Here is a 12,217-nt window from a genome sequence, read left to right as displayed (position 1 = left end):
AAGCCTTTTGATGTAACCCCATGCCCGCAAAAGCCAGTAAGCTGCCCGCATCCTTCTTCCAGCGACCCGATGTGCTGCAAATTGCTCGTGAATTGTTGGGCAAGCACCTATACACCTGTGTCAATGGCATCATCACGGCCGGCCGCATTGTCGAAACCGAAGCCTACCGGCACGAAGGCGACCACTCGCTGACCCTGCACCTGCAGCGCAAGCGCCACCAAGCCCAGGGCTTGCACGTGCCCGGCGGCCACGCCTACATCTACACCGTTTACAACCGCCACGCGCTGTTCAACATCGCCACTCACGACGCCGAACACCCCGACGCCGTCCTGATTCGCGCCGTGGAACCCACCATCGGCATCTCCGAAATGCTGTTGCGGCGCAACCTGCTCACCGCCAAGCGCGCCCTCACCGCCGGTCCCGGCGTGCTGAGCCAAGCCTTGGGCATCACGCCCGCGCTAACCGGGCTACCGGTGAACGGCGAGGTGCTCTGGTTCGAAGACCACGGCGAAGTCATCGCCGCTGCCGACGTGGTGGCTAGTGCCCGGGTAGGCCTGGAATACGCGGGCGTGGAAGCAGCGGGCTTGCCGTGGCGGTTCCGGGTGCGCGCCAGTGTATGGACTAGCCCGGCGAAGTAGCGACTACGCCGGCGTGTGCGCTGGGTAGGGGTCCGGGTGCTTGATTTCGAGCCAGCGGTCGGGGCGGTCGAGGAGGGTGTAGCCGAAGCGTTGGTAGAGGGAGTGGGCGTCGAAGGTAGCGAGCAGGTGGCGGCGCAGGTTTTGCAGGTCTGGGTGGGCCAACATTTGTTGCACCAGCCACTTGGAGAGGCCGTGGCCGCGGAATTCGGGTAGCACGAACACGTCGCAGAGCCAGGCAAACGTGGCTCGGTCCGTCACTACGCGGCAGAAAGCGGCTTGGCGACCATCGGGCGCATAAACGCCGAAATTCAGTGAGTTAGCAATGGCCCGCTCCACGGTGGCCCGGGGAATATGGCGCGCCCAGTACGATTCTTCGCTTAGCCAGCGGTGAATGGCCGTGACATCGAGCTGGGCTGGGTCAGTGCTGAGGAGGTAGCCGGCGGGGTGGGTTTGGGTGATAAACTCGGGCATGGGGAGCAGCGCTAATGAGGCATGCAAGCTACAAAACGGGGCTGCGCGAATGCGCACGGCATCCGGACTTTTCCAAGTTTCGTTTGTTGGAGTAGCACTGCCGTCATTTCCACTTTTAGCCACTTGCCATGAAGTTTTTACGCAACGCAATATTGGCCTTTTGGGCCATTGGGCTGCCGCTCTCGGCCCGTGCACAGGCCCCGGCACTCACCACTTTCCTGGTCGGCACCACCACCGTCACGGCCTCGGCCCTGACCACCGGCCGCAGCCACATCTGGGAGTTGGTGTGGGGGCCCGATAACTTTCTGTGGATGACGGAACGGGGCGGCCGCATCAGCCGCGTCGACCCGGCCACCGGGCAGGTGCAGCTCTTGCTCACGGTGCCCGATGTGACGCCCACCGGCGAAAGCGGCTTGCTGGGTATGGTGCTGCACCCCGATTTCGCTACCATGCCCTACGTGTATGCGGTGTACAACTACACCGCCGCGGGCGACCTGAAAGAAAAGCTGGTGCGTTTCACCTACTCGGCCGCGGCCAATAGCCTAACGGCCCCGCAAGTGCTACTAGGCAACATCGAGGCCACCACCACCCACAGCGGCTCACGGCTGCTCATCCTGCCCGACCGCACGCTGCTCATGACTACCGGCGATGCCCAATTGCAGCCCGAAGCCCAGAACCGCGCTTCCCTCAACGGCAAAATCCTCCGCCTGAACCTCGACGGGACCGTACCCGCCGATAACCCCACGCCCGGCAGCCTCGTGTTCACGCTGGGCCACCGCAACCCGCAGGGCCTCGTGCGCCTGCCCGATGGCCGGCTCTACAGCTCGGAGCACGGCCCGAGCAGCGACGACGAAATCAACAAGATTGAAGTTGGCCGCAACTATGGCTGGCCCAACGTGCACGGCAACTGCAACTCGGCCAGCGAGCTTACCTTTTGCGCGGCTAATAACGTGCGCGAACCCCTCACCATCTGGACGCCCACCATTGCGCCGGCCGGCTTGGCCTACTACGACCATCCCGCCATTCCCGGGTGGCGCGGCAATTTGCTGCTGGCCACCCTCAAGCACCAACGGCTGGTGCAGTTGCCGCTCAACCCGGCCGGCGACGCCATCACGGCCCGAATAGAGTTTTTGACGAACGAATTTGGGCGCTTGCGGGCCATCTGCGTGGCTCCTAACGGCAAGGTGTATTTGGGCACCAGCAATGGCTTCAACGACCGAATTATCATTCTCGAAAACCGCGCTTACGTCGCCACGGGCACCCGCGCCGCTTCCGACTTTTCGTTTGACTTATTTCCCAACCCCAGCCGGCGCCAAGCCACCGTGCAGTTGCCCAAGGCTAACGCGCTGCTCACATTGCGCGACCTAGTGGGCCGCACCGTGCTCACGCTGCGCGCCGCTGGCACCACCGCCACGCTTGACCTGAGCAACCTGCGCCCCGGCACTTATTTGCTACAGGCCCAGACCGCTGCGGGCAGTGCCACGCGCCAAATGGTGGTGGAGTAGGGGAGGGGTGGAGCAAGATGGAGAAGCTATATCACCCCTCCGACCTCGTGGATGAAAGTCAGCACTGCGCCTTGTAGAAAAGAAGTAAGGTTGGTTTCGAGTCGCGCTTGGTCATTAGTCAATTCGAACACATAAAGGGTCGGATTAACGGTGAGCCGGTTCCACACATACATAGTAAACAGTCTATGTTTCGGGGATTTAGTTGCCTCAGCAAGTTCCTTGAGAGTGCTTACTCGGTTCAAATAGTACTCGGGGTGTACCGTCGGGTAAAGAATCCCATCGGCGAAAAGTGACAGGAACCGGTCATCCACATCGAAGGCACTAAGCGTGTCGGCTCCGTAGCGAAACACCTGCTCTTGTCGCGCTACACGAGCTTGGACTGTGCCTTGAAATCGGACAGCAGGTTTGTATTCATAATGTTTCTGGAACGTCGTTTGGGCCCATTTGGCTTCTAGTGGTCCTTGAGTAGCAAAGTTGGTTTCAGCGCTAAATTCCTCTTGGTGAATGCGAGTTTTGGTTGCAATTTGATTGGAAGCAGTACAGGCACTAAAGGCCGGTCCCAGGAGCCAAAAGATGACAGCCTTCTTCATTTGATTTAATTAATCTTCTTAATATAAGCATACCACTAACCGCTACCGGCTTACCCTAGCCCCTTCTTCCAGCGTGTGGCGCTGGTTCTTCACGGCGTTTTGCACGGTCCACTCCACCTCGTGCTTGAGGGGGTGCTGGCGCACGGGGCAGTTCGGCATCAGGCACAGGGAGCACGCGGCGAAGGTGCAAGGGTCGGCGTGCACGAACATCTCGACTTCCACCGCAAAGCGGGCCCGGATAAGCTCCTCAATGTCGTGCAATTGGGTGTGCACTTCCTCCAGGGTGAAATAGTAGGGCATCTGCATGTGGCAGTCGATGTGCAGGTTGGCGCCGTAGCGCTGCACGCGCAGGTTGTGCACGTCAATCCAAGGGGCACGGCGCTGGGTCTGTAGCTCCGCAATGACCTCGGCCACCACGGCCGTGTCGGTTTCGTCCATCAGCCCCGAAATGGCGCGGCGCAGCATCCGGCCGCCGTTCACCAGAATAAAGCCGCCCAGCAACAGAGCCGCGCCCGCGTCGAAACGCACCTCGCCGGTGGCGGCCACCAGCAGCAGCGCCACCGAGGAAACAATGGACGTCAGGGCATCAATGTACAGGTGTTGCCCATCGCCGACCAAGGCCAACGATTTCAGCTTCTTGCCGTTGCGCACCAGCAGCACGCCCACGCCGAGGTTGACCACGGCCGTGCTGGCCAGCAGCAGCACGCCCCAGTCGGGCCGGGCTACTGGCTGCGGGTTGAGCAGGGCCAGCCCGGCCTTGTAGAGAATGTAGGCCCCGGCCATGAAAATCAAGCCGCCCTCGAAGCCCAGCGACAGGTTCTCGATTTTGCCGTGGCCGTAGGGGTGGTTTTCGTCCTTGGGCAGGCTGGCCAGGTAGATGCTGTAGAGGGCAAACCCGCTGGTGAACACGTTGATGATGCTTTCCAGCGCGTCGGTGAGCACCACCTGCGAACGGGTGAGGTAGTAGGCGTAGAATTTCACCGCCACCAGCCCGATGCTGACCACGAGGGAGAGCAGCCCGAGGCGGCGTTTGATTTGGGAAGGCGTCATGCAAAGTGGGTTTCGGCGCAAAGGTCGGGCATGGCCGGCAACTGCCACCGCGCCCGGCGGGCGGCGCCTCCGGCGGGCCGGTGCTAGCGTTCCGTTTTAGCCCCAACAACCTTTTGGCAGAATCCCCGCCGGGCAGCGAAACCTTTTTGCGGATTTCCGGTATTTAAGTCAGTCGAAAAATATTTTTAGGCTGCCCTAAAAATATTGTACCTTTGCTTTAAACCAACTGCTTAACGTGCCTCCCTCTACAATCACCGATACCAAGCAGCCCGTGCCCGAAGCCGGCTGGCGCCGCGCCCGCCACGGCAACTCGCTGAGCGAAGTGTACGCCAGCATCCGCGTGCCGGGTGCCGACGCCTCGTTCTGGCGCAAGCTGATGGCCTTTTGGGGCCCTGGCCTGCTGATAGCCGTGGGCTACATGGACCCCGGCAACTGGGCCACCGACATTGCCGGCGGCGCCCGCTACGGCTATACTCTGCTGTCGGTGGTGTTGATTTCCAACCTGTTTGCCATGCTGCTTCAGCACTTAGCAGCCAAGCTGGGCATCGTGACCGGCCGCGACCTGGCCCAGGCCTGCCGCGACCATTATTCGCGCCCCATTAGCCTGGTGCTGTGGTTTCTGTGTGAAATCGCCATTGCCGCCTGCGATTTGGCCGAAGTCATCGGCTCGGCCATTGCCCTGAACCTGTTGTTTGGCCTGCCGCTGGCTTGGGGGGTGGTGTTCACGGTGCTCGATGTGCTGGTGGTGCTCTACTTTCAAAACAAGGGTTTTCGCATCATCGAAAGCATTGTGGCAGGGCTCATTTTCTTGATTTTCGGGTGTTTCGTCTACGAAATTGTGGCGTCGAATCCTGATTGGCTGGCCCTGAGCCAAGGGCTGGTGCCCCGCCTCGAAATCGTGAGCAACCCGGCCAAACTCTATGTGGCCATCGGCATTCTGGGTGCTACCGTGATGCCGCACAACCTGTACTTGCACTCCAGCATCGTGCAAACGCGTGACTTCCCGAAGGACGAAGCCGGCAAACGCTCGGCCATCAAGTTTGCTACCATCGATTCGACGGTGGCGCTGTTCCTGGCGTTTTTCGTGAACGCGGCCATCCTCGTAACGGCTGCGGCGGCCTTTCACGGCAAGGGCTACGAACAAGTGGCCGACATTGCCGACGCCCACCAATTGCTCACGCCGGTGCTGGGCGCGGTAGCGGCCAGCACGCTGTTTGCCATTGCCCTGCTGGCCTCGGGCCAAAGCTCGACCCTAACCGGCACCCTGGCCGGCCAGATTGTGATGGAAGGTTTCCTGGACCTGAAGCTTAAGCCGTGGATGCGCCGGCTCATCACGCGCACGATTGCCGTGGTGCCGGCCCTGATTGTGACCATCATTTATGGCGAAAAAGGCACCGGCCAGCTTCTGGTATTAAGCCAGGTCATCCTGTCGTTCCAGCTAAGCTTTGCGGTGGTGCCCTTGGTGCTCTTCACCAGCAGCAAAGCCAAAATGGGAGTATTCGTGAATAAGCCCGTGGTGAAGGTCGTGGCTTGGGTGATATCGGGGATAATTATCGCGCTCAACGTCTTTCTGCTTTGGCAGACTTTCACGGCCTAAAGGGCTGTGCTTAGCAGATTTATTTTGCTGTAGGTTAAGTCGTTAAATTGATATTCTACGGTCAAAAAGGGCGTCATGCTGAGCGCAGTCGAAGCATCTCTACCGCTTCGCCTGCCCCCTGCAACGAAGCGATAGAGATGCTTCGACTGCGCTCAGCATGACGCGGAAATCATATAGCTAAATCCACTCCAATGAGCGGCTGGGCTACTGTTGTTGGACTATTAATTAGTAATATCTGTATGAAACTATTATTGCTTTTAATGCTCCTGAGTCCTGCTTTGTTGTGGGGCCAAACCGGTACCTTGAGCGGTGCGGTGCACGATGCCCGGCACTCGGCCGTGCCCTTTGCCAGCGTGGCGGTGGTGGGCACGAACCTGGGCGCTGTAGCCGACGCGGCGGGCCGATTCCAACTGCTGAAAGTGCCGGCCGGAGCCCTGCGCTTGCATCTGAGCGCCGTGGGCTACGCCCCCGCCGAGCACGATGCCGTACTTGCCGACGGCCAGACCCTGAGCCTGCAGCTGACGCTGGCCGCCGCGCCCGCCGCCCTCTCCGAAGTGGTGGTGACGGGCGTGAGCCGGGTCACCGAAATCCGCCGCAGCCCCGTGCCCATCGCCACCCTGAGCCGGCGCGAAATCAGCCTCAACGCCAACACCAACGTGATTGACGCGGCCGTGCGGGGCATTCCCGGGTTGAGCGCCGTTACCACCGGCCCCAACGTATCGAAGCCCTTCATCCGCGGACTGGGCTACAACCGCGTGCTGACCCTCTACAACGGCCTGCGCCAGGAAGGCCAGCAGTGGGGCGACGAGCACGGCGTGGAAATCGACGGCTACGACACCGAGCGCGTGGAGGTGGTGAAAGGGCCCGCCAGCCTGCTCTACGGCTCCGATGCCGTGGCTGGGGTGGTGAACTTGCTGCCCGGCTTGCCCAGCGGCCCCGAAGGCCGGTTGGGCGGCGATGCCCTCACCGAATTCCAATCCAACAACGGCTTGCTGGGCCATTCGCTGGGGCTGAATTACCAGAAAAATGGATTTCAAACCAGTTTCCGGGCCAGCCACCGCCTGGCCCACGACTACCGCAACCACGTGGACGGTTTGGTATACAACACCGGATTCCGCGAGCTGACGCTAACCGGCATGGCCGGCGTGGTGAAGCCCTGGGGCAGCTCGCACTGGTACCTCACGCTCTACGACAACCAACAGGAAATCCCCGACGGCAGCCGTGACTCGCTCAGCCGCCGCTTCACGCGCCAGGTAGCCGAAAGCGCGTTGGATGACATCAAAAACCGGCCATTGGCCAGCCGCGATGAGCTGCGCGCCTACGCCATTGGGCCGCTGCACCAGCGCATTCAGCATTACCGCGTCTTCACCAAAACGCAGGTGGAACTGGGCCGCGGCCAGCTAAACCTGCTGCTGGGCGTGCAGCAAAACCGCCGCCGGGAGTTCAACCATCCCACCGCCCCCGTGCAGGCCGGCCTGGCCCTGGACCTGACCACCTACACTTATGATGTTCGCTACCACCTGCCTGCCTGGCAAGGCCTGGAAATGAGCGTGGGCAGCAACGGCATGGCGCAAGTGAATCGCCATCAGGATGCCACCGACTTCCCCATTCCCGATTACAACCTGCTGGACGCGGGCAGTTTTCTGCTCTTAAAAAAGCCGCTGGGCAAGCTGGAAATCAGCGGCGGCGTGCGCTACGACACGCGCCTTGTGAAGTGGGACGACTTCTACGTGGCCACTGACCCCCGCACGGGTTTTGGGGCGGCGGCCGGGCCCCAGGTAGCGGGTGCGGCTCTGCAATTTCCCTCGTTCCGGCGGCGCTACCAGGGGCTGTCGGCCAGCCTGGGCGCGAGCTACGTAGCCACCGAGCAGCTTACGCTCCGCGCTAATTTAGCCCGGGGCTACCGCGCCCCCAACATCCCCGAAATTGGCTCCAACGGCCTCGACCCCGGCGCCCACATCGTGTACCTGGGCAACCGAAACTTCCAGCCCGAATTCAGCTGGCAGCAGGACGTGGGAGTGCTCTGGCACCAGCCCACGCTCGACGCCAGCGTGGAAGTTTTCCACAACTACGTGCAGAACTTCATCTACCAGGCCCGCCTGCTCGATGCAGCGGGGCAGCCGGTGGTCATTGTGCCCGGCAACACCACCTACCAGTTTCAGCAGGCCGCCGCCCGCCTCTACGGCATTGAGGCCAGCCTGAATGTGCGCCCGGCCGCGTTGCCGTGGCTGGCCCTCACCAGCAACGTAGCCCTTGTAAATGGCCAAAACGAAGACGCCAAATTGGTAGAAAATCCAGACAACGCCGCCCGTTTTCTCCCGCTGATTCCGCCCCTGCGGGCCCGATTCGAAGTCCGCGCGACCCTGCCTACGCGCCCCGGCCGCCTCACCGGCACGTACTTCCGCGCCTCGCTGGACGGCAGCGCCCGCCAAAACCGCTTCTACGCCCTCGACAACACCGAAACTGCCACGCCTGGGTACGCGCTGCTGGGCTTGGGCGCGGGCACCACCTTCCGTACCCGCGCCGGCCGGGAGGCAGTGCAGTTATTTCTGCAAGTCGATAACGTGCTAGACGTGGCCTACCAGGCGCACCTCAACCGCCTGAAATACTTTGAGTACTACCAGGCCTCGCCCAACGGCCGCCCCGGCATCTTCAACCCCGGCCGCAATGTGAGCGCCAAAGTGGTGGTGCCGTTTTAGCATCTCTGCTAAGCCAAAGAGTAGTGAAGGTCTATTGCAAAAAATAATTCTTCCCGGTCATGCTGAGCGCAGTCGAAGCATCTCGCTCGGGGCAGTAATTTCTAACGATTGAGTTACTACCTCACGCGAGATGCTTCGACTGCGCTCAGCATGACCGAAGCGGGGTGTCGCTATTTTCAAAGCCTGATTCAGGCACTACAGTCAGGGCCTGGCTAGCGGTAAAATTGCAAACTGCGGTGGCCGTAGCAGCCGTAGTGCAAGCAGTTGCGTAGAAGCGCCATGAAACAGATTTTATGGTGTTTGTGCTTGCTACCGCTGGGCAGCTGGGCGCAGGTTCGCCCCACGGCTTCGCCCTACGACTCGGCGCACTACAGCTGGCGCAAGCCCGTGCCGCGTAACCGGCTGCGCGAGCTGCAGCCCGACCGGCCCGGCATTACCGAAAGCCCTTTTACCGTGGATGCGGGCCACGTGCAGCTGGAGTTGGATGGCCTGCGCCTGCGGAACAGCGCCCGCGGCAACCCCGAGCAAAGCCGCGAATGGAAAGTGGCGTACACCATGCTCAAGCTGGGCCTGAGCCGCCGCACCGACGTGCACCTCGAACTGCCGATGTACACCATTGCCAAGCAACGGCCCACGGGCACCCGCGAATGGCAGGAGCGCAACGCGGCCTTCGGTGACCTGACGTTGCGCGTCAAGCACAATTTCCTGGGGGATTTGCAGGACGGCACGTTTGCCATGGCCGCCATTGGTTTTGTGCGGCTGCCCAGCGGCGGCCTCACCAGCTCGGGCCGCACCGAGTACGGCCTCGTCGTGACCTCCGACGCGGAGTTGAGCGACAATGCCAACCTCGAATTCCAGCTGGAAACCGACCTTGACTACGACCGCGAAGCCGCCGCCCACTGCCTGCGCCTGATGCCCTCCGTGGCCCTGGAGTACGATTTCACCGAGCGGTTCGGCATCATCACCGAAGGTGTGACGCAATGGACGCCGCGCCAGCAGCGCTGGGAAGCTTCGCTGAACATTGCGCCGCTTTTTAAAGTCACTGAGAACATGCAGTTAGACGCGGGCACCCACGTGGCCCTTAACCGCCGGAGCACCCACGAATACTTTGTGGGCGTCACGCTGCGGCGATGAGCGTCCGCACAGTAAAGGGACTCGTGGCTGAACGACTTGCTCGCAGACTACGAATTCCGCGATAGGTCCTATCTTTGCCCCCGTCAAGGTGCCAACCCCCAATCGCGGGGCGCGGCTGAAAAGGGAATCCGGTTCAATGCCGGAGCTGTCCCCGCAACTGTACGCTCCACATCGGGGTGGGCCCATACGCCACTGTTCGGAGTTGATTTTCTGATTGAAAATCAACGTAATGAATGGGAAGGCGGCCCGCTCGGCGAAGCAAGCCAGGAGACCTGCCCGGACATTCACAGGTTCAGCATTCGCGGAGGACGGATGGAGAAAGAGAGCAGCAGCTGCCTTTGGGTAGCTGGTTTTACAACTGTTTTTCGGCCTCGGCCCGGCAGTGGTTTTCTTCGTTTGAAGGCAGCTGCAATGGGTTTTGAATCGAATTTTCTTCATCGAAAATTTGATTCGGATGCATTTATTCAATTTCGGACGCGCCGGCTGGCGGCAAAGCCTGCTCGGGTTGCTGCTGGCGGGCCCAGGCGTAGCGCTGGGGCAGCAGCCCGGCCCGGCCGCCGCGCCGCCCGATTCGGCCCGCCTCAGCCGGCGGCAGCACCGCCTCGCCGAAGTGCAGGTGCGCGCCGTGGGCCCCGAGCGGTTTGCCGTGGGCAGCCGCCGCTTCGAGCTCGATTCGGCCGTGCTGGCCCAGTACCGCGGCGCCAACCTCGCCGACGTGCTACAAGCCCGCACGCCGCTCGTTCTGAAAAACTACGGGCCCGGTCAATTGGCCACCATTGCCCTGCGCGGCACCTCGGCCCAGCACACCGCCGTGCTCTGGAACGGGCTGAACATCATGCTGCCCACGCTGGGGCAAAACGACTTTTCCCTGCTGCCAGCGGGGGCCAACACCCGCGTTGCGGTGCAGCCCGGCCCGGCGGCCGCGCTCTACGGCAGTGGCGCCATCGGTGGGGCCGTCCTCCTCAACACCGACCCCGACTGGCGGCCTGGCTCCCGCGGCAGCGTGCAGGCTGATGCCGGCAGCTTTGGGCTGGCGGGCGGCAGCCTCGAAGCCCGCACCACTACCCCCACCGTGGCCGTGCGCATAGCCGCCAGCTACCGCGAAGCCCAAAATAATTATTCCTACGTGCTGCGCGAAGCGCGCGGCCCCGTGCGCTACACCTTGCGCAACGCCGCGTTGCGCCACCAGTGGAGCATCAGTCCCGACGTGGCCTGGCGGATAGGCAAGGCCGGCGAGGTTACCGCCGCCGCCTGGCTCACCGATGCCGACCGCGAAATTCAGGCGGGGGTGAATGTGGTGGGCAGCGAGGCGCGCGAGCGGGACCAAAGCCGCCGCCTGGTGCTGGGCTACCGCCACGTGGCCGCCCGCCAGCAGTGGGCCGTGCGCGGCGCTTGGTTCGAAGACATCATCAACTACCGCGACGGCGGCACCCCGAGCAATTCGCGCGTGCGGACTTCTCAAGCCCAGGCCGAACACACCTCCGCCCTGGGTGCCCGCGGCAGCCTGCGCGTGGGCGCCGAAGCCCAGCATTTCGCTGCGCTGGTAGATGGCTATGGCTCCGAAACCATCACGGAAAACCGCGCCGCTGCCTTTGCCCTACTACGCTACGACCCCCGGCCGGCTCTGCGCCTCTCGGCCAATCTGCGCCAGGCTGCCCTGCCTGCCGGCTTGGCCCCGCTCACGCCCACCGTCGGGGTGGAGTGGGATTTGCTGCCGGCCCGCCCTGATACGCTCTCCTATTCCTCCGCTTCTCAGCTCACCATCAAGGCCAGCGCGGCGCGGAGCTACCGGGCGCCTACCCTCAACGAACGATACTGGCTGCCGGGGGGCAACACTGCGCTTCGCCCTGAGTTGGGAGCCGGGGCCGAAGCCGGGCTGCGCTACCGCCAGCGCCGGGGCCGTCGCATTACTATGGAAGCGGAGCTGACGGCCTTTCGGCAAGACGTGGACCACTGGGTGCAGTGGCTGCCCAGCACCAGCACCGGCATCTGGAGCCCCCGCAACCTGCGCCAAGTGCGCAGCCAAGGGTTGGAGGCCAGCACGGCGGTGCACCTACGTCAGGGGAGCTACCAAGGCGGCGCCCAGCTGGCTTACCATTTTACCGATACCCGCAAAATCCAAGGTTCAGCCGCCGACTCTGACCCCGTGGGGGTGCAGCTGGCGTTTGTGCCCCGGCACCAAGCCAGTTTAAGCACCGACCACCGCTGGCGCGACTGGCTGGTGAGCGGCACGTTCGTGTTCAGCAGTTTCCGCTATACCAATGCCTCTGGTACCGATTTTCTGCCCAGCACGTCGCTGCTAGGGGCCACGGTGGGCCGCACCGTGCGGGGGCCCGCCGGAACCAGCGTGTTGCTGCTGGTACAAGCGGCCAACCTACTCAACCATACTTATTACAGCTACCCTGGCCGGCCGGCGCCACCCCGGACGTTGGGGGCCAGCCTGCGCCTGAGCTGGAATTAAGCTCTTGGTACGCCATTTCAATCCATTCAACTCTTTCTTAACCATTTTCTTGCCGGCTGAGGCCGGTGCATT

At 62.3% G+C, this 12,217-nt stretch carries 9 protein-coding genes and 1 riboswitch; of the genes, 6 read left to right on the top strand and 3 right to left on the bottom strand.

What is annotated here, in order from left to right; genetic code table 11:
* The first annotated feature begins 20 nt into the window (after positions 1-20).
* A complete protein-coding gene (locus tag I2I05_RS14030) occupies positions 21-638 on the top strand; it encodes a DNA-3-methyladenine glycosylase (protein ID WP_196282898.1) in 618 nt (205 codons plus the stop codon).
* 3 nt (positions 639-641) lie between these two features.
* On the opposite strand, the gene I2I05_RS14025 is transcribed toward I2I05_RS14030, so the two are convergent.
* Positions 642-1,109 (bottom strand): GNAT family N-acetyltransferase, encoded by a 468-nt coding sequence (locus I2I05_RS14025; protein ID WP_196282897.1) that lies wholly within the window; start codon positions 1,107-1,109, stop codon positions 642-644.
* A 128-nt stretch (positions 1,110-1,237) separates the two neighbouring features.
* Here I2I05_RS14025 and I2I05_RS14020 point away from each other — a divergent pair, with 128 nt between their 5' ends.
* Positions 1,238-2,614, top strand: a complete 1,377-nt coding sequence (locus I2I05_RS14020) for a PQQ-dependent sugar dehydrogenase (protein ID WP_196282896.1) — start codon at positions 1,238-1,240, stop codon at positions 2,612-2,614.
* 26 nt (positions 2,615-2,640) lie between these two features.
* On the opposite strand, the gene I2I05_RS14015 is transcribed toward I2I05_RS14020, so the two are convergent.
* Together I2I05_RS14015 and I2I05_RS14010 are read right to left on the bottom strand one after the other, a co-directional pair.
* Positions 2,641-3,204, bottom strand: coding sequence for a hypothetical protein (locus tag I2I05_RS14015; RefSeq protein WP_196282895.1), 564 nt, complete (start codon positions 3,202-3,204; stop codon positions 2,641-2,643).
* 42 nt (positions 3,205-3,246) lie between these two features.
* On the bottom strand, positions 3,247-4,254 hold the full coding sequence (locus tag I2I05_RS14010; RefSeq protein WP_196282894.1) for a cation diffusion facilitator family transporter: 1,008 nt from the start codon (positions 4,252-4,254) through the stop codon (positions 3,247-3,249).
* A 235-nt stretch (positions 4,255-4,489) separates the two neighbouring features.
* Here I2I05_RS14010 and I2I05_RS14005 point away from each other — a divergent pair, with 235 nt between their 5' ends.
* The 4 genes from I2I05_RS14005 to I2I05_RS13990 all read left to right on the top strand — a co-directional run bounded on the left by I2I05_RS14005 (position 4,490) and on the right by I2I05_RS13990 (position 12,145).
* Positions 4,490-5,851: an Nramp family divalent metal transporter gene (locus I2I05_RS14005; protein ID WP_394368732.1), complete on the top strand. Its 1,362-nt coding sequence runs from the start codon at positions 4,490-4,492 to the stop codon at positions 5,849-5,851.
* Positions 5,852-6,090: 239 nt separating this feature from the next.
* Positions 6,091-8,550: a TonB-dependent receptor gene (locus tag I2I05_RS14000; RefSeq protein WP_196282893.1), complete on the top strand. Its 2,460-nt coding sequence runs from the start codon at positions 6,091-6,093 to the stop codon at positions 8,548-8,550.
* A 279-nt stretch (positions 8,551-8,829) separates the two neighbouring features.
* On the top strand, positions 8,830-9,684 hold the full coding sequence (locus I2I05_RS13995) for a transporter (RefSeq protein WP_196282892.1): 855 nt from the start codon (positions 8,830-8,832) through the stop codon (positions 9,682-9,684).
* 69 nt (positions 9,685-9,753) lie between these two features.
* A riboswitch (cobalamin riboswitch) is annotated at positions 9,754-9,978 on the top strand.
* A gap of 160 nt (positions 9,979-10,138) precedes the next feature.
* The gene (locus I2I05_RS13990; protein WP_196282891.1) at positions 10,139-12,145 is read left to right on the top strand and encodes a TonB-dependent receptor plug domain-containing protein; all 2,007 of its coding nucleotides are present in this window, start codon (positions 10,139-10,141) and stop codon (positions 12,143-12,145) included.
* Positions 12,146-12,217: the final 72 nt, after the last annotated feature.

It is taken from the genome of Hymenobacter jeongseonensis, from assembly GCF_015694725.1.
Classification (GTDB): domain Bacteria; phylum Bacteroidota; class Bacteroidia; order Cytophagales; family Hymenobacteraceae; genus Hymenobacter; species Hymenobacter jeongseonensis.
Note: the sequence above shows the minus strand (reverse complement) of the source record. Positions and strands in the feature narration are given on the sequence as shown.

What these genes read in the sequence shown, in the direction of transcription:
- I2I05_RS14030 (WP_196282898.1), top strand. Translation starts at nt 21, where the DNA reads ATGCCCGCAAAAGCCAGTAAGCTGCCCGCATCCTTCTTCCAGCGACCC.
- I2I05_RS14025 (WP_196282897.1), bottom strand. Translation starts at nt 1,109, where the DNA reads ATGCCCGAGTTTATCACCCAAACCCACCCCGCCGGCTACCTCCTCAGC.
- I2I05_RS14020 (WP_196282896.1), top strand. Translation starts at nt 1,238, where the DNA reads ATGAAGTTTTTACGCAACGCAATATTGGCCTTTTGGGCCATTGGGCTG.
- I2I05_RS14015 (WP_196282895.1), bottom strand. Translation starts at nt 3,204, where the DNA reads ATGAAGAAGGCTGTCATCTTTTGGCTCCTGGGACCGGCCTTTAGTGCC.
- I2I05_RS14010 (WP_196282894.1), bottom strand. Translation starts at nt 4,254, where the DNA reads ATGACGCCTTCCCAAATCAAACGCCGCCTCGGGCTGCTCTCCCTCGTG.
- I2I05_RS14000 (WP_196282893.1), top strand. Translation starts at nt 6,091, where the DNA reads ATGAAACTATTATTGCTTTTAATGCTCCTGAGTCCTGCTTTGTTGTGG.
- I2I05_RS13995 (WP_196282892.1), top strand. Translation starts at nt 8,830, where the DNA reads ATGAAACAGATTTTATGGTGTTTGTGCTTGCTACCGCTGGGCAGCTGG.
- I2I05_RS13990 (WP_196282891.1), top strand. Translation starts at nt 10,139, where the DNA reads ATGCATTTATTCAATTTCGGACGCGCCGGCTGGCGGCAAAGCCTGCTC.